Raw genomic sequence first — 16,201 nt, 5'->3', positions numbered from 1 at the left:
CCGCGCACCTCACACGGGAGGAAGGGGAGGCCCCGTGAGCGGACTCCGACGCGTCATGATCGCCGGCGACTCCATGACGCAGGGAGCCGACGGCGACCGGACCTGGCGGTACCACCTGTGGAACCACCTCGCCCCGCATGTGCAGGGACTGGACTTCGTCGGCCCCTACACCGCGCCCGCCGCCGAGGACGTGATCTTCCCGTTCCCGATCGCGGGGGCCGAGACCGCCGGACCGTCCGCTGGGGACGGTGGGCTGGCGGGCACCGCACGGTACCGGGACCCCCGTTTCGACCGGGAGCACAACGCCGTGTGGGGGCGCACCCTGGCCGAGGCCGCCGAATCCATCGAGGAGGAGGTCCGCAGCCACGGGGCGGACCTCCTGTGTGTGCTCATCGGCGTCAACGACCTGCTGCGGCCGGTGCGCGCGGCGGAGATGGAGCGCCGCCTGCGCTCCTACGCGGCGGCGGCCCGCCGGGGCAACCCCGATCTGCGAATCGCCGCCGCCGAGTCCCCGCCGATCGCGCTCGCCGGTGCCGACCCGGCGTTCGCGCTGCGCCTGCGCGACTACAACGCGCTCGTGCGCGGGGTCACCGCGGACCTGTGCACGGACCGCTCCCCGGTGGTCAGTCTGAGCATCGCGGACCGGGAGGGCTGGGATCCGTCGGTCGACACCCGCGACGGTACGCACCCCAGCGCGCGCGGCGAGGCGAAGATCGCGGCGGCCTTCGCCGACACCCTCTCCGAGGAGTTCGGCATGGGCCCCGCCCACCCCCGTCCGCTGACCTCGCCGGACTGACCGTCGCCGCTACGCTGGGTCCCGTGACTGAGACTCCTATTCGCACCCGATTCGCCCCGTCCCCCACGGGCATGTTCCACGTCGGCGGCGCGCGCTCCGCGCTGTTCAACTGGGCGCTGGCACAGCAGCAGGCCGAGGGCCGCATGGTGCTGCGCATCGAGGACACCGACGCCGCTCGCAACCGTCCGGAGTGGACCGAGGGCATCATCCGCGCACTGGCCTGGCTCGGGATCGGTGCCGACGACCCGCACTTCGAGGGGCCGCACTTCCAGTCGGAGCAGGCCGACCGGCACCGTGAGACCGCCCGGGGCCTGTACGAGAGCGGCCGGGCCTACTACTGCGACTGCACCCGTGAACAGGTGCAGGAGCGCCGCGACAACCCCAACCTCGGCTACGACGGGTTCTGCCGTGACCGCGGTCTGGAGGCGGGTCCGGGCCGTGCCCTGCGCTTTTGCGTCCCCGAGGGCGGTCCCACGGTCGTCGACGACCGGATCCGCGGCCGTGTGGAGTTCGAGCACGCCGCCATCGAGGACTTCGTGATCGCGCGCGCCGACGGCTCGCCCCTGTTCGTCCTGGCCAACGTGGTCGACGACGTCGAGATGGGCATCACCCACGTCATCCGCGGCGAGGAGCACCTGTCCAACACGCCCAAGCAGCAGTTGCTGTGGGAGGCCCTGGACCTGGCCCCGCCGGTGTGGGCGCACTTGCCCGTCATCGTCAACGAGCAGCGCAAGAAGCTGTCCAAACGCCGCGACAAGGTCGCCCTGGAGTCCTACCAGGAGGAGGGCTACCTGGCCGAGGCGATGGTCAATTACCTCATGCTGCTGGGCTGGGCCCCGGGTGAGGACCGGGAGATCATGCCGTGGTCGCAGATGCAGCCGCTGTTCCGGGTGGCCGACGTCAACAGCTCCAGCGCCTTCTTCGACGAGAAGAAGCTGCGCGCCTTCAACGGCGAGTACATCCGCGCGCTGGGGGCCGACGAGTTCGTGGAGCGCTGTCGGCCGTGGCTGAGCGGGGAGGCCGCACCGTGGGACGACGCCGCTTTCAACGAGGACGTGTTCCGTGCGGTCGCCCCCCTGGCGCAGAGCCGCGTGGCAGTCCTCGGCGAGATCGTGCCCAACGTGGACTTCCTCTTCCTCGATACGCCGGTCGAGGACGACAAGAGCTGGAACAAGGCCATGAAGCCGGAGGTGGGCAGGGAGATGCTGGAGGCCGCCCAGGCCCGCTTCGCCGACCCCGGGCTGGAGTGGGCCGCCGAGCCCCTCAAAGCGGCCACGGAGGAGGCCGGCGCCTCACTGGGCCTCAAACTCGGCAAGGCACAGGCACCCGTGCGGGTGGCCGTGACCGGGCGCACCGTCGGCCTGCCGCTGTTCGAGTCGCTGGAGCTGCTGGGGCGCGAGCGCGTCCTCGGCCGTGTCGGTGCCGCGCTGGAGCGGCTCCGGGCCCAGGAGAAGGAGACCGCGCAGGGCTGAGGGAGCGGGGCGGCCGGTTCGACGGGCCGGCCGCCCCGTTTTCCGTTCGCGAGCACTCCGAATGTCCGCTAGAGTTAACGACGTCGCCGAGAGGGGCGGGGCGGTGGGAACCGCCGGGCCCTTCCGAAGACTATGGGCTATGGTGTAATCGGCAGCACGACTGATTCTGGTTCAGTTAGTCTAGGTTCGAGTCCTGGTAGCCCAGCTCTCGGCCCTGCGGAGTTCCGCGGGCCGTGCGGGTCGATGACCCATGTGCGCCCCCGTCGTCTAGTGGCCTAGGACGCCGCCCTCTCAAGGCGGTAACGGCGGTTCGAATCCGCTCGGGGGTACCAGCAGGGAGAGGTCTCCACGGTGTGGTTCTCTTCTTGGTCGGCGTATGCCGACGATGTCCGGTTCGAGTAGCTGTGATACTCATCATCGCGATGGTCGAACTTGCAGGCCCCCGTCGTCTAGTGGCCTAGGACGCCGCCCTCTCAAGGCGGTAACGGCGGTTCGAATCCGCTCGGGGGTACGACATGGCGCTGAAGGCCCCGCTCCGTGGAGCGGGGCCTTCAGCGTTTCCAGGGTTCCGGGTAGGTCCGTCCGAGCCCTGACGGACCTACCGGTTCTCGTAGGTGTGCAGCGACTCGCTGATCTTCTCCGCGGCCGACAGTATCGCCTGGGAGTGCATGCGTCCGGGGGCGCGCGTCAGGCGCTCTATCGGGCCGGACACCGAGACCGCCGCGATCACTCGCCCGCCCGGTCCGGAGACGGGTGCCGACACCGACGCGACGCCCTGCTCCCGTTCGGCGACGCTCTGGGCCCACCGGCGTCGCCGAACCTGGGCGAGGCTGGCGGCCGTGAAGCGTGCGCCCACCAGGGAGCGACGGATGCGGTCGGGATCCTCCCAGGCGAGCAGGATCTGGGCGGCCGAGCCGGCGTTCATGGGCAGTTCGCTGCCGACGGGGACGGTGTCGCGCAGGCCGCTGGTGCGTTCGGAGGCGGCCACACAGACGCGCAGGTCGCCCTGGCGTCGGTAGAGCTGGGCGCTCTCGCCGGTCAGGTCGCGCAGCTGGACGAGAACGGGGGCGGCCACAGCCAGCAGCCGGTCCTCGCCGGTGGCGATGGAGAGCTCGCCCAGGCGGGGGCCCAGGACGAACCGGCCCTGGCTGTCGCGGGTGACCATGCGGTGCCGTTCGAGGGCGACGGCCAGACGGTGCGCGGTGGGCCGTGCCAGTCCGGTGATCTGCACCAGTTGGGCCAGTGACGCGGGCCCCGATTCCAGTGCGTCGAGGACCGACATCGTCTTGTCGAGCACACCAACGCCGCTGGATGGGCTAGAGTTGTCCATGACTTGATATTGCCGTCTCGATATATGGAATGCAAGTCAGGTCGCACATCCGCGCGGGGCCCTCAAGGCCGGGCCCGAGACCGAGCACGAGAGAGGCGATTGCCCATGGCACGCACGATGGCCGAGAAGGTCTGGGAGGAGCACGTCGTCCGGCGTGCCGACGGCGAGCCGGACCTGCTGTACATCGACCTCCACCTCGTCCACGAGGTGACCAGCCCCCAGGCGTTCGAGGGACTGCGCCTGGCCGGGCGGAGCGTGCGCCGCCCGGACCTGACCATCGCCACCGAGGACCACAACGTCCCCACCCAGAACCTCCTGGCCCCGATCGCCGACCCGGTTTCCCGCAAGCAGGTCGAGACCCTGCGCAAGAACTGCTCGGACTTCGGCGTCCGCCTGCACCCGATGGGCGACATCGACCAGGGCGTCGTCCACGTGGTCGGCCCGCAGCTCGGTCTCACCCAGCCCGGCATGACCATCGTGTGCGGTGACAGCCACACGAGCACCCACGGCGCCTTCGGCGCGCTGGCCTTCGGTATCGGCACCAGCCAGGTCGAGCACGTCCTGGCCACCCAGACCCTGCCCCTCGCGCCCTTCAGGACGATGTCGGTCACCGTGGAGGGCACGCTCCGGCCGGGCGTCTCCGCCAAGGACATCATCCTCGCGGTGATCGCCAAGATCGGTACCGGCGGCGGCCAGGGCTACGTCATCGAGTACCGGGGCGAGGCGATCCGGTCCCTGTCGATGGAAGCCCGGATGACCGTGTGCAACATGTCCATCGAGGCGGGCGCCCGCGCCGGCATGATCGCACCCGACGAGACGACCTTCGAGTACATCCGCGGGCGCGACCACGCCCCGCAGGGCGAGGACTTCGACGCCGCCGTCGAGCATTGGAAGAGCCTGCGCACTGACGAGGACGCCCGGTTCGACGCCGAGGTCGTCCTCAACGCCGACGAGCTCAGCCCGTTCGTCACCTGGGGCACCAACCCCGGCCAGGGCGTGCCGCTGGACGCCCCGGTGCCCGACCCCGCCTCCTTCGAGGACCCCTCCGCCCGCGCGGCCGCCGAGAAGGCCCTGAAGTACATGGACCTGGTGCCCGGTACACCGATGCGGGAGGTGAGCGTCGACACCGTCTTCCTGGGCTCGTGCACCAACGGCCGTATCGAGGACCTGCGCACCGCGGCCGAGATCATCCGCGGCCGCAGGGTCGCCGACGGGGTCCGAATGCTGGTGGTGCCGGGCTCCATGCGGGTCAAGGAGCAGGCCAACGAGGAGGGGCTCGGGGTGGTCTTCGAGGCGGCCGGGGCCGAGTGGCGCGAGGCCGGGTGCTCGATGTGCCTGGGCATGAACCCGGACCAGCTCAAGCCGGGTGAGCGCAGCGCCTCCACCTCCAACCGCAACTTCGAGGGCCGCCAGGGCCGGGGTGGCCGCACCCACCTGGTGTCGCCCCAGGTCGCCGCCGCCACGGCGGTGCGCGGCACGCTGTCCTCGCCCGCCGACCTGGAAGCCCTGTAGGCCCCGACCAGTACCGAGGAGAGAACCCCCATGGAGAAATTCGACGTCCACACCGGTCGGGCCGTGCCGCTGCGCGCCAGCAACGTCGACACCGACCAGATCATCCCGGCCGTCTACCTCAAGCGGGTGAGCCGCACCGGGTTCGAGGACGGCCTGTTCGCGGAGTGGCGCCAGAGCGACCCGGACTTCGTCCTCAACCGCCCCGAGTTCGAGGGCGCCACCGTGCTGGTGGCGGGGCCGGACTTCGGTACCGGATCCTCCCGTGAGCACGCCGTGTGGGCCCTCAAGGACTACGGGTTCAAGGTGGTCCTGTCGTCGCGCTTCGCCGACATCTTCCGCGGCAACTCGCTCAAGGGCGGCCTGCTGACCGTCCTGCTGCCCCAGGAGGTCATCGACAGGCTGTGGGAGGCCGTCGAGGCCGACCCCGGCACCGAGGTGACCGTGGACCTGGTCGCCCGCGAGGTGCGCGGCCCGGGCGTGCGTGAGCCCTTCGAGTTGGACGACTACACCCGTTGGCGCCTCATGGAGGGGCTGGACGACATCGCCCTGACACTGCGTCACACGGACGAGATCAGCGAGTTCGAGACCTCGCGCAGGCGCTGGCTGCCGGTGACCCTCTGAGGCCCTCCGACGAGCCGCGCGGCCCGGACCGGAACCCTCCGGTCCGGGCCGCGCTGTGCCGGGCGGCCCCGCGTGCGGGATCGCCTTCCGGGGCGGGGACGGCGGCCTCGGCGGGCCCGCAGGCCCCATGATCACAAAGATTTTACCTTTACTTGGAGTGACCGGCCAATGAGGCTTTCCTGGTCTTCCCGTGGAGGTCGCCTCGTGTCCGGAATCCGGTTATACGTAGGCATTCGAGTCCCCCGCAGAGGGGCAAACGGGGCACCTGGGGGCGTGTGCGGCGGTGTGTTCCGATCGCCTTCCGTAGCTTCTCCGCAGTTCGGGGAGGGACCGACACGCCTGGATCGCAGGCGTTTGTATTTGTGCAAGGCCCTTCGCTTCCCCTAATTTCGTGCGGGCAAGGGGGAACCGGAGGAACCTTTATGAACAAGCGTGACCTGATCGACGCGATCTCCGACCGGCTCGGGGACAAGAAGACCGCCACCGAGGCGGTCAACGCTGTGCTCGACACCATTCAGCACACCGTGGCGTCGGGCGACAAGGTCGCCATCACGGGCTTCGGAGTGTTCGAGAAGTCCAAGCGCGCGGCCCGTACCGCCCGCAACCCCGCTACAGGCGAGGCCATCGACGTCCCGGAGAGCTTCGTTCCGAAGTTCCGCGCCGGCGCCGATTTCAAGACCCTGGTCAACGGGGAGAAGTAGGCGGCCCGCCGCGCCGCGGCGACCGCTCGACACCGCCCGGGTCCCCCACAGGGACCCGGGCGGTGTGCGTTCCGCGCCCCGGGCCGATCCGCTCCAGCAGGGCGCGGGTGCGTTCACCCAGCCCCAGACGGGCCGCCGCGGCCAGGTCCTCGGGCGTGTCCACGTCGCGGCGGACCGAGGCCGTGCCCGGCACCACCAGCTCCCGGGCGCCCGAGGACAGGTGGCGGGCGCGCGAGGCCCCCTCGAAGGCGGGGGTGAACCGCCGGCCGGGGGCCGAAGCGAGCAGGGTCGTCCCCACACCCGGTGCGTCGGGCAGGAACGAGCGGTCCAGCGCCGCCGCCGCGGACAGCACCCGGCCCAGCTCCTCGGGCCGCAGCGCGGGCAGGTCCGCCGACAGGGCGCACACCCCCGACCCGGGCCGGTGCCGCCGCGCCGTGGCCGCGCCGTGGCGCAGCGCCGGGTTCAGGCCGGTGCCGGGCTCGTCGCCGACCACGACGGCGCCCAGCGCGGCCAGCCGGGTGCCGGCACGGTCGTCGTCGGTCACGGCGAACACCGCGCCCACACCCGGACAGGCCAAGGCGGCGGCCACCGTGTCGCAGGCGATGGCCAGCGCCAGGTCACCCCGGTGGGGCCCGAGCGAGTGGGCCAGCCGCGACTTGGCGCGGTCGAGGTGCTTGACTGGAACGATCAGGGACCAGGGCACTCCGGCACCCGCGGTCCCGCCTCGCTCTCGAAAGCCGGTCACGGTTCCCCCGGGACGTCGGTTGCGGCAACGGCGGTGATCACGAGATTAGGCGCTCTCGGCGGGGTGGGGCGGTGCCGGACCCGGCCTACACTGAACCGGCTGTGCTCCGGGTCCGTATCGGGCCGGGAGCGATGAAGTGAGGAGTCCCGTGGCCAAGCAACGAGAATCTCAGTGGGTGAAGGCGGTCGCGGCGTCCATCGTCCGCCCGGTCCTGCGGCTGATCACCCGACCCGTCTGGCGGGGAACCGAGCACATCCCGGCCGAGGGCGGCGTGATCATCGCGGCCAACCACCTGTCCACGATCGACCCCCTGACGGTCGCGCACTACCTCTACATCGGCGCGCGCCGATGGCCGACCTTCACGATGAAGGACTCCATCCTCAAGGTTCCCGTGGTGTCCGCCGTGGCCAGGAGCACCGGCCAGATCCCTGTCAGGCGGGGCGGCGCCGACGCCGTGAAGGCGCTCAAGGAGGCCGAACTGGCGCTCACCCGTGACGGGTCCTCGGTGGTCTTCTACCCGGAGGGCACCTGCACCCGTGACCCGGACCTGTGGCCGATGACCGCCAAAACCGGTGTGGCCCGCCTGGCCCTGACGACCGGCGTACCGGTCGTGCCGGTGGCCCACTGGGGCGAGCACAGGATCCTGCCCTACAGGAAGAAGGGGGTGAACCTCTTCCCGCCCAAGCGGGTGGAGTTCCTGGCGGGGCCCGCCGTGGACCTGTCCCGGTTCGCGGGCAGGCCGCTGACCGCCTCGCTTCTGGCGGAGGCGACCGAGGCCATCATGGCGGACATCACCGCGCTGCAGGCGGACATCCGCGGGGAGAGCCCGCCCGCGATCCCCTACGACATGAAGCGGGCCCGTATCGAGGCGGCCGAGGCCGATCGCCGGGCCGAGCACACCGACGAGGACGACAACGGCAGGAGCGGCGCGCAGGCATGACGGTGCTGAAGGGGACCGACAAGGTGAAGATCGCCGTTCTCGGGGCCGGCTCCTGGGGAACCGTGTTCGCCAACATCGTCGCGGACGCGGCCGCTGAGGCGCGCCGGGAGAACCGGGACGCTCCACGGGCCGAGGTCCTCCTCTGGGGCCGCAGGGCGGCGGTCGTGGCCGCGATCAACGAGACCTCGGAGAACCCGGACTACTTTCCCGGTATCGCGCTGAATCCCCGGCTTCGAGCCACCGCGGACGAGGCCGAGGCGCTCGCCGGGGCGGACGTGGTGGTGCTCGCGGTACCGTCCCAGACACTGCGGGAGAACCTCGTGCGCTGGCATCCGCACCTGCGCGGGGACGCCGTGATCGTGAGCCTGATGAAGGGCGTGGAGCTGGGTACGCAGTTGCGCGTCAGCCAGATCATCGCCGAGGTTCTGCAGCTGCCCGGGGAGCGCGTCGCCGCCGTCTCGGGACCCAACCTGGCCCGGGAGATCGCTGAACGCCAGCCCGCCACCGCCGTGGTGGCCTGCCCGCACGAGGCGACGGCGGTCCGTCTCCAGGGGCTGTTCAAGGCACCCTACTTCCGTCCCTACACCAGTACCGACCTGGTGGGTGTGGAGATCGGCGGCGCGATGAAGAACGTCATCGGCCTGGCCGTGGGCGTGGCCGAGGGCATGGGGCTCGGGGACAACACCAAGGCGTCCCTGATCACCCGGGGACTGGCCGAGACCACACGTCTGGCCGTGACTTTGGGCGCCGACGAGCACACTCTGTCCGGCCTGGCCGGTATGGGTGACCTCGTGGCGACATGCTCCTCGCCTCTGTCGCGGAACAGGACCTTCGGTGAGAAACTGGGCGCGGGCAAGACCCTCGAACAGGTCATCGCCGAGACCCGGCAGACGGCTGAAGGGGTCAAGTCCTCCGAGTCGATCCTCGAACTCGGCTGGCGCAACGGCGTCGACATGCCGATCACCGAGGCCGTCGTCAAGATGATGCACCACGACCTGTCCCCGGCCGAGGCGCTCGTGGCCTTCATGGCACGCAGCGCCAAACCCGAGCGCTACGGGGTCTAGGGACCGGTGACCGTGGGGAGGGCCCTTCCCACGGTGCGCGGTGGCGGAAACTTACATGAAACGGGTATTTTCCCTGTTCCGGTTCCTACAGGCGAGATAAGGTCAGGCAGCATGTCGTCCGAGCAGCGCAAGACTCGGGTCGCGGTCGTCTTCGGCGGTCGCAGCTCCGAGCACGAGATCTCCTGTGTCACGGCGGGCAGCGTCCTCTCCGCCGTCGACCACGACCGCTACGAGATCGTGCCCGTCGGGGTGACCAAGAGCGGCCACTGGGTCCTGGCCTCGTCCGACCCCGGACGGCTCAGGATCGACCCGGGGACCAGCGCACTGCCGTCCGTACCCGAGGACGGCGCGGACCTGGCGCTGTCCTTCGACGGTGCTGGGCAGTTGCTGTGCCTCGCCCCCGACGGCCGGGCGGAGCGCCTGCCCCGGGTGGACGCGGTGCTGCCGCTCCTGCACGGGCCCTTCGGCGAGGACGGCACCATCCAGGGGCTGTTCGAGATGATGGGCGTGCGCTACGCGGGCGCCGGGGTCTTCTCCAGCGCCGCCGCCATGGACAAGGTGTTCATGAAGGCGATGCTCTCCGGCAACGCCATCCCCACCAGCGACTACGTGGCCGTGACCGACCGGCAGTGGCGGACCGAGCGCGAGCGCAAGAAGGCGCTCGACGACATCCGGGCCCTCGGCGACACCGTGTTCGTCAAGCCGGCCCGCGCCGGCAGCAGCGTCGGCATCAGCAAGGTGCCCGACACCTCCGACCTCGACTCCGTGTCCGCCGCGGTCGAGGCCGCCCGCGAGCACGACCCCAAGGTCCTCGTCGAGGCGCAGGTGGTCGGGCGCGAGATCGAGTGCGGGGTGCTGGAGTCCGAGGACGGCGGGGTTCCCGACGTCTCCCTGCCGGCCGAGGTGCACGTCGCCGACGGGTTCGACTTCTACGACTTCGAGGCCAAGTACCTGTCCACGAGCAGCCTCACCATCCCGGCGGGGATCCCCGAGGAGGCCACGGCCCGCCTGCGGGCGATGGCCGCCGACGTGTTCGAGGCGATGGGCTGCGAGGGCCTGGCCCGGGTCGACTTCTTCTACACCGCCGACGGCGAGATCCTCGTCAACGAGCTGAACACGATGCCCGGGTTCACCCCCTCCTCGGCCTTCCCGCAAATGTGGGAGGCCACCGGTGTCGACTACGCGGCACTGGTGGAGCGGATGCTCGCCACCGCCCTGCGCCGGTCACCGGGCCTGCGTTAGCGCCACCCCGGACCGTGGTGCGGTCCCGGAACCCCGGGGCCGCTCCGCGGCGGGGATCCGTGCGGTGCCTGCGGGGGCAGCGGTGCCCTGGGACCGTGTACGGGACGCTGGGACGGGGCCCCGAGCAGGTCCCGGGCGAGGATCGTGCTGCCCGCGACGGCGGCCGGGAACACCGCGATCGCCACGAACGGGACCGCCAGCAGGAAGTACGTGGGGACGGCGAACCCCAGCACCCGCATCCGCCGCGTGCGCATGTGGTGGCGCCGGTCCCGGATGAACAGCATGTTCCGGCGGTCGAAGGCGCTCCCCAGCAGCTCGATGGTCAGCAGCCAGCCGCCCAGGGTGGCCGCCAGGACCGGGGCGGCCACCTGGCCGACGACCGGGACGAACCCGATCACGAACACGGCCAGGGTCACCGCCAGGGACGCCAGGACGATCGCCAGCGCCTGGCGCAGCGCCCGCACGATCGAGGCCAGCAGCGGCTCGTCTGAGCCCTCCGGGGCGTCCCCGAGCTCCTGCTCGACCATCTCGCTGAGCTTGTCGTAGATCGGCGACCCCAGGGTCAGCGTCACCGTGGTGAACGTGACGACCATGGCCGCCACCGCGCCCGCGCCGATCCCCAGGGCGACGGCCAGGCGCAGCAGCCCCCGCAGGTTCTCATCCCAGTCGGCGGCGAAGGGCGTCGCCCAGGCGGCCAGGCCGGGCAGGTGGAACAGCAGGGCCGCGAAGGCCCACAGGAACAGCACGGACGTGATCAGCGGGGGGAGCGCCCCCAGCAGCAGCATGCGCGGACGGCGCGCGAGGATGAACAGGCCGCGCGGCAGGAGGCCCGCGCCGCCGAGGAATTCCCGAACCCAGTTACCCACGGGGGAACCCTAGAGGATCGGTGCCCCGGTGTCAGCCGGGCGGTTCGCGGGTACTCGTCCGGATACGTTCCGCAGGCGGGTGGGTTCGTTCTCCGGCGCCTTTCCGGAAAACGCCTAGGCTGGGCGTGTGCTCTCGCTTCCGCTTGACGGCACGGCCTCCGTACAGGGCGGCGGGAAGCCTCTGCGGGGTGGGATCCGCACCGGCGTGCGCTCACCCCGGGAGCACGCTCCGGTACCAGCCCTCCCGCTGCGACAACTCCTCGTGGGTGCCCTCCTGGATCACCCGTCCCTCACGCACCACGTAGATCCGGTCCACCCGCTCCAGCCCCGTGAGGTCGTGGGTGATGAGCAGGGTGGAGTACCCCTCGGCGGCGTCCAGCAGATCGCCCATCACCGCGTCCCGCGTGTCCGGGTCCAGGTGCGCCGTGGGCTCGTCCAGCACCAGCACCCCCGGTGCGGCCAGCACCGCGCGTGCCAGCGCCAGACGCTGCACCATGCCGCCGCTCAGCCCGCGCCCGTGGGTGCCCACCCGGGTGTCCAGTCCCTCCGGCATGGCGGCCACCTCGTCGGCGAGCCGCACCCGGCGCAGCGCCTCCCACAGGTCGGCGTTCCCGTCCCCGGACGGCTCGTCCCGGCCCTCCCCGTCCACGGAGGGGGGCGGCGCGTCCACGGGACGCGGACGGGCCAGGGCGAGGTTCTCCCGCACCGTCGACGCGAACACGTGCGGGTCCTGCGGCACCCCCGACACCACGGCGCGCAGCTCGTCGGCCGGGTAGGCGGTCACGTCCGCGCCGCCGACCTCGACCCGCCCGTCGTCGGGGTCGCGAAAACGCAGCAGCACCGAAGCCAGCGTGCTCTTACCCGCACCGCTCGGCCCGAGGACCGCGACGGTCGCCCCCTCGGGGACCTCCAGGTCCACCCCGTCCAGTGCCCAGGGCTCGCCGGGGCCGTAGCGCACCCGCAGGCCCCGTATCCGAACGGCGGCGGCCCCGGGACGCGGAGACAAGCCGGTGCGGGAGGGCTCGGCGGTCGAGGGCGGTGCGTCCAGTACACCGAACAGCCGCTCCCCGCAGGCGCGGATCGCCCCCAGCCGGGCGGCGACCTCCGGCAGCGGGGCGACGATCTCGAACGCCGCCAGCGTGGTCAGCACCAGCACGGCCAGCGACACCGCGTCCAGGCCGCCCCCGTCGACCGCGGCCACGCCCAGCAGCAGCGCGCCCCCCACCGTCAGCCCGGTGACCAGGGCGCTCGCTCCGGCCCCGAACCCCAGGACCGCGGCGTCGCGCCGGGCCATCCGGGTCAGTTCGGCGTCGGCGTCGGCCACTCGGGCCACCTGGCGCTCCATCGCCCCGTAGGCCACCAGGTCCGGAGCGCCGTGCAGGGTGTCCACGAGCGCCGACGACAGTTCGCCCCGGGCCCGGGCCTGTCGCAGCCCCGGCCTCTTGCCGAGGGCGGCCGCCGTGAGCGGCACCGCCAGACCGGCCAGGAGGAGACCCGCGGCCAGCAGGACGCCGCCGGGCGCGTACACCGCGGTCAGGAACAGGACGGTTCCCGCCCCGGTCACCACCGCCACCAGTGGCGGGGCCAGCCCGCGCACCAGCAGGTCCAGGGTGGCCTCGGTATCGTTGACCAGGCGGGAGACCAGGTCGCCCGACCGGAAGCGGCCGAACGGCTCGGTGGCGGCCAGCCGCTCGTAGACCCGCACCCGCACCTCGGCCAGGGCGCGGAAGGCGGCGTCGTGGGTGACCAGGCGCTCCAGGTACCGGGCCACGCCCCGGCCGACCCCCAGAGCCCGGGTGGCCACCACCGCCACGCCCAGCGCGGTGATCGGGGGGTGGTCGGCGGCCGTGGCCAGCATCCACGCGGCCACGGCCAGCAGTGCGACCCCGGCCCCGGTGGCGGCGGTGCCCAGCAGAACGCCCAGTGCGAACCGCGCGCCGCGCGGCCGGGCCAGGGCGAGCATCCGCAGGAGCGGGCCGCGCCGTTCGGTGCTCATCGCGAAAGCCGTCCTTCCCGGGCTGGTGCGGGCAGGGCCACGACCCTGAGGTCGCCGGAGAGGGCCTGGCGGGCCCACGCGGCGTCGTGGGTGACGATGACACCGGTGCGGCCCTCCAGGAGGCGGACGACGGCGGTGCGCACCGCCGCGGCGTTCTCCGGGTCCAGATGGGCGGTGGGTTCGTCCAGCAGGACGAGCGGGGCGTCGCGGAGCATGGCCCGGGCTAGGGCGATCCGCTGCCGCTGCCCGGACGAGAGCCGTGCGCCCCGTTCGCCGAGCCGGGTGTCGTACCCCTGCGGAAGCCCGGTGATGAACGCGTCCGCCTCGGCCCGCCGCGCTGCCTCGCGGACCCGCTCCAGGGGGGCCTCCGGCGCCCCGAGCCTGATGTTGTCGGCCACCGACAGGTCGAACAGGTAGGGGTGCTGGGGGACCCAGGCGACGCCGAGCCGCCAGTCCTGTGCGGGAACCTCCTCCAGGGGGGTCCACGCGCCGCCCGGCGGGCGCAGGAGGACACGGCCCTCGGTGGGGGCGTGCAGGCGCAGCAGCAGGGAGAGCAGGGTCGTCTTTCCCGCGCCGCTGGGTCCGGTGAGCAGGAGGCGTTCCCCCGCGGCGATGCTCAGGTCCAGCCCGGACAGGGCGGGGGCGTCGCGGCCGGGGTAGCGTACCCCCACACCCTCCAGGCGGAGGTCTCCCGCGGCTGCGGGGTGGGGCCGCCCGACGGGTTCGGGGGGTGCGCCGGTGCGGGTCCCGCCCGAGACGGGGGAACCGTGCTTGCGGTCGAGTTCGGCGAACACCTGGTCGGCGGCGGCCACGCCCTCCATGCTGGCGTGGAATCGGGCGCCGACCTCGCGCAGCGGGAGGTAGGCCTCCGGGGCCAGGATCAGCACCAGCAGGGCGGTCTGGTAGTCCATGTGCCCGCCCAGCAGCCGAAGCCCCACCTCGACCGCCACCAGCGCCACTGCCAGGGTGGCGAGCACCTCCAGGGCCAGCGCCGACAGGAACGCGATGCGCAGGGTGCCCATGGTGGCGCTGCGATGCGCGTCGCCCACCCGGCGGATGAGCGCGGCCTGCGCCTTGGCGCGTTGGAACACCGCGAGGGTGGGCAGGCCCTCCACGACGTCGAGGAAGTGGCCGCCCAGACGGCTGAGCAGCCGCCACTGCCGCTCGGTGCGCTCCTGGGTGTACATCCCGATCAGCGCCATGAAGACCGGGATCAGCGGCAGCGTGAGGGCGATGACCGCGCCCGAGATCCAGTCGGCCCGCAAGACCACCGCCAGGACCGCCAGCGGCACGATCGCGGCGAGCACGAGCCGGGGCAGGTAGCGGGCGAAGTAGTCGTCCAGCGCGTCCAGCCCCCGGGTGGCCAGGGTGACCAGTTCCCCGGCTCTGGGGGAGCCGTGCCCGTCGCCGGGCTCGGCGGTCCACACCCTCCCGGAACCGGTCACGTGGGCAACCAGGCGGCGGCGCAGCTGCGACTTCGTCCGCGCGGCGCTGTGCAGGGCGGAGGCCTCCGCCGCGTAGGACAGCACGGCCCGGGCCACCGCCACCCCGGCGACCGCGGTGATCGCTGGTCCCAGGGCGGCCAGGCCCTCCCCGGCCCAGGCGCCCGTGATGACGCGGGCGAGCAGCCAGGCCTGGAGCAGGATCAGCCCTGTGATGAGCACGCCGCTGACCACGGAGACGGCCAGATGGAGGCGGACCGCTCCGGCGGCGCGGACCAGGCGCGGGTCCAGGGGTTTCACTCGGAGTCTCCTCAGCGGGTCCGGGACGGTTCACGGATGCCCGTCCCTTCGATGATGCCGCGGATCGGCCCTTGCGGTCCGGCTGTCCACAGCCGGGACCGGAAGGGCCTTCGGACGGGCCGGGGCGATCAGGAGGCCGAGGCCTCCTTCGGACCGTCCGCGCTGGTGCCGGTGATCTGTTCACCGGTGACGCGCCTGCGGAACACCCAGTAGCTCCACCCCTGGTAGAGCAGGATCAGGGGGAGGAACACGACCGCGACCCACGACATCACGGTGAGGGTGTAGTCGGCGGACGAGGCGTTCCACACGGTCAGGCTGAAGGCCGGGTCGGTGGTGGAGGGCAGGACGTTCGGGAACAGCGATCCGAACAGCGTGGCGGAGGCGGCGACCACGGTCACGGCGGTGAGGGTGAACGAGAGCCCCTCGCGCCGCAGCCGGGCCGCGGCGACCGCCCCGAACAGTGCGGCGGCGGCCGCGGCCACCACAGGGAGGGTCCACGCCGCGCCGTGGGCGATCTGCGTCCAGGCCAGGAAGGCCGTCCCCGACGGGACCGCCGCCCACGCCGCGCCCACGGCCGCGCGCCGGGCCCGGAGCCGCACCGGACCGTCGGTCTTGAGTGTGAGGAAGACGGCGCCGTGCAGGGTGAACAGGGACAGTGTGGTCACCCCGCCCAGCAGGGCGTAGGGGTGCAGCAGTCCGAGGAGCCCGGCGGTGACGATGTGGTCGGAGTCCATGGCCACGCCCCGGACGACGTCGGCGAACACCAGGCCCCACAGGAACGCGGGGGCGGCGCTGCCGAAGACGATCGCCCGGTCCCACCGCGCGCGCCACACGGGGTCGTCGCGCTTGCCCCGGTACTCGAAGGCCACGGCCCGCAGGATGAGGGCGACGAGGATGACCAGCAGCGGGAGGTAGAACCCGCTGAACAGGGAGGCGTACCAGGCGGGGAAGGCGGCGAACATCGCGCCGCCCGCCGTGATCATCCACACCTCGTTGGCGTCCCAGACCGGGCCGATCGCGTTGAGGGCGACCCGGCGGTCGACGGAGTCGCGCCTGCCCATGAACGGCAGCAGGATCCCCACCCCGAAGTCGAACCCCTCCAGGACGAAGTAGCCGGTCCAGAGGACGGCGATGGCGATGAACCAGATGACGGCCAGTTCCATGGTCCCGGGCT

General features: G+C 72.2%; 14 protein-coding genes and 3 tRNA genes. 11 read left to right on the top strand and 6 right to left on the bottom strand.

The window, feature by feature from the left end; all coding sequences use genetic code 11:
- The first annotated feature begins 34 nt into the window (after nucleotides 1-34).
- From B042_RS21700 to B042_RS0102510, 5 genes are all read left to right on the top strand, one after another.
- Nucleotides 35-796 (top strand): GDSL-type esterase/lipase family protein, encoded by a 762-nt coding sequence (locus B042_RS21700; RefSeq protein ID WP_369797657.1) that lies wholly within the window; start codon nucleotides 35-37, stop codon nucleotides 794-796.
- A gap of 23 nt (nucleotides 797-819) precedes the next feature.
- Nucleotides 820-2,268 carry a glutamate--tRNA ligase gene (gltX, locus tag B042_RS0102525; protein ID WP_081748550.1) on the top strand — a complete coding sequence of 483 codons (1,449 nt, stop codon included), beginning with the start codon at nucleotides 820-822 and terminating at the stop codon, nucleotides 2,266-2,268.
- 133 nt (nucleotides 2,269-2,401) lie between these two features.
- Nucleotides 2,402-2,473, top strand: a tRNA-Gln gene (locus tag B042_RS0102520).
- Between the two features lie 51 nt (nucleotides 2,474-2,524).
- A tRNA-Glu gene (locus tag B042_RS0102515) sits at nucleotides 2,525-2,600 on the top strand.
- A 106-nt stretch (nucleotides 2,601-2,706) separates the two neighbouring features.
- Nucleotides 2,707-2,779 (top strand) — tRNA-Glu (locus B042_RS0102510).
- An 87-nt stretch (nucleotides 2,780-2,866) separates the two neighbouring features.
- Here B042_RS0102510 and B042_RS0102505 read toward each other — a convergent pair.
- The gene (locus B042_RS0102505) at nucleotides 2,867-3,550 is read right to left on the bottom strand and encodes an IclR family transcriptional regulator (RefSeq protein ID WP_028646912.1); all 684 of its coding nucleotides are present in this window, start codon (nucleotides 3,548-3,550) and stop codon (nucleotides 2,867-2,869) included.
- 153 nt (nucleotides 3,551-3,703) lie between these two features.
- Here B042_RS0102505 and leuC point away from each other — a divergent pair, with 153 nt between their 5' ends.
- The 3 genes from leuC to B042_RS0102490 all read left to right on the top strand — a co-directional run bounded on the left by leuC (nucleotide 3,704) and on the right by B042_RS0102490 (nucleotide 6,432).
- A complete protein-coding gene (gene leuC / locus B042_RS0102500; RefSeq protein WP_028646911.1) occupies nucleotides 3,704-5,110 on the top strand; it encodes a 3-isopropylmalate dehydratase large subunit in 1,407 nt (468 codons plus the stop codon).
- Nucleotides 5,111-5,140: 30 nt separating this feature from the next.
- Nucleotides 5,141-5,731, top strand: coding sequence for a 3-isopropylmalate dehydratase small subunit (leuD, locus tag B042_RS0102495; RefSeq protein WP_028646910.1), 591 nt, complete (start codon nucleotides 5,141-5,143; stop codon nucleotides 5,729-5,731).
- Between the two features lie 422 nt (nucleotides 5,732-6,153).
- A complete protein-coding gene (locus tag B042_RS0102490; RefSeq protein ID WP_028646909.1) occupies nucleotides 6,154-6,432 on the top strand; it encodes an HU family DNA-binding protein in 279 nt (92 codons plus the stop codon).
- Here B042_RS0102490 and cofC read toward each other — a convergent pair.
- Complete coding sequence (gene cofC, locus B042_RS0102485) at nucleotides 6,416-7,177, bottom strand: 2-phospho-L-lactate guanylyltransferase (protein WP_028646908.1); 762 nt, start codon at nucleotides 7,175-7,177, stop codon at nucleotides 6,416-6,418. The two genes, B042_RS0102490 and cofC, sit on opposite strands and share 17 nt — an antisense overlap.
- A gap of 148 nt (nucleotides 7,178-7,325) precedes the next feature.
- On the opposite strand from cofC, the gene B042_RS21695 reads away from it, so the two are divergent.
- The 3 genes from B042_RS21695 to B042_RS0102470 all read left to right on the top strand — a co-directional run bounded on the left by B042_RS21695 (nucleotide 7,326) and on the right by B042_RS0102470 (nucleotide 10,423).
- Nucleotides 7,326-8,117, top strand: a complete 792-nt coding sequence (locus B042_RS21695; RefSeq protein WP_036553691.1) for a 1-acyl-sn-glycerol-3-phosphate acyltransferase — start codon at nucleotides 7,326-7,328, stop codon at nucleotides 8,115-8,117.
- Entirely contained in the window at nucleotides 8,114-9,181 is a 1,068-nt protein-coding gene (locus B042_RS0102475; RefSeq protein WP_028646907.1) for an NAD(P)H-dependent glycerol-3-phosphate dehydrogenase, read from the top strand. Before B042_RS21695 ends, B042_RS0102475 begins: the two co-directional genes overlap by 4 nt.
- Nucleotides 9,182-9,292: 111 nt before the next feature.
- Complete coding sequence (locus B042_RS0102470; RefSeq protein ID WP_028646906.1) at nucleotides 9,293-10,423, top strand: D-alanine--D-alanine ligase family protein; 1,131 nt, start codon at nucleotides 9,293-9,295, stop codon at nucleotides 10,421-10,423.
- Here the strand turns inward: B042_RS0102470 and B042_RS0102465 are convergent.
- The 4 genes from B042_RS0102465 to cydB form a co-directional block, all read right to left on the bottom strand.
- Nucleotides 10,420-11,289: an EI24 domain-containing protein gene (locus B042_RS0102465; RefSeq protein WP_028646905.1), complete on the bottom strand. Its 870-nt coding sequence runs from the start codon at nucleotides 11,287-11,289 to the stop codon at nucleotides 10,420-10,422. The two genes, B042_RS0102470 and B042_RS0102465, sit on opposite strands and share 4 nt — an antisense overlap.
- Nucleotides 11,290-11,500: 211 nt before the next feature.
- Nucleotides 11,501-13,285, bottom strand: a complete 1,785-nt coding sequence (cydC, locus tag B042_RS0102460; RefSeq protein ID WP_028646904.1) for a thiol reductant ABC exporter subunit CydC — start codon at nucleotides 13,283-13,285, stop codon at nucleotides 11,501-11,503.
- Nucleotides 13,282-15,027, bottom strand: a complete 1,746-nt coding sequence (cydD, locus tag B042_RS0102455) for a thiol reductant ABC exporter subunit CydD (RefSeq protein ID WP_028646903.1) — start codon at nucleotides 15,025-15,027, stop codon at nucleotides 13,282-13,284. The genes cydC and cydD overlap by 4 nt, the downstream gene beginning before the upstream one ends.
- Nucleotides 15,028-15,155: 128 nt before the next feature.
- Nucleotides 15,156-16,190, bottom strand: coding sequence for a cytochrome d ubiquinol oxidase subunit II (gene cydB / locus B042_RS0102450; protein ID WP_028646902.1), 1,035 nt, complete (start codon nucleotides 16,188-16,190; stop codon nucleotides 15,156-15,158).
- Between the last annotated feature and the right edge of the window lie 11 nt (nucleotides 16,191-16,201).

Source organism: Nocardiopsis sp. CNT312 (genome assembly GCF_000515115.1).
GTDB lineage: Bacteria > Actinomycetota > Actinomycetes > Streptosporangiales > Streptosporangiaceae > Nocardiopsis.
Note: the sequence above shows the minus strand (reverse complement) of the source record. Positions and strands in the feature narration are given on the sequence as shown.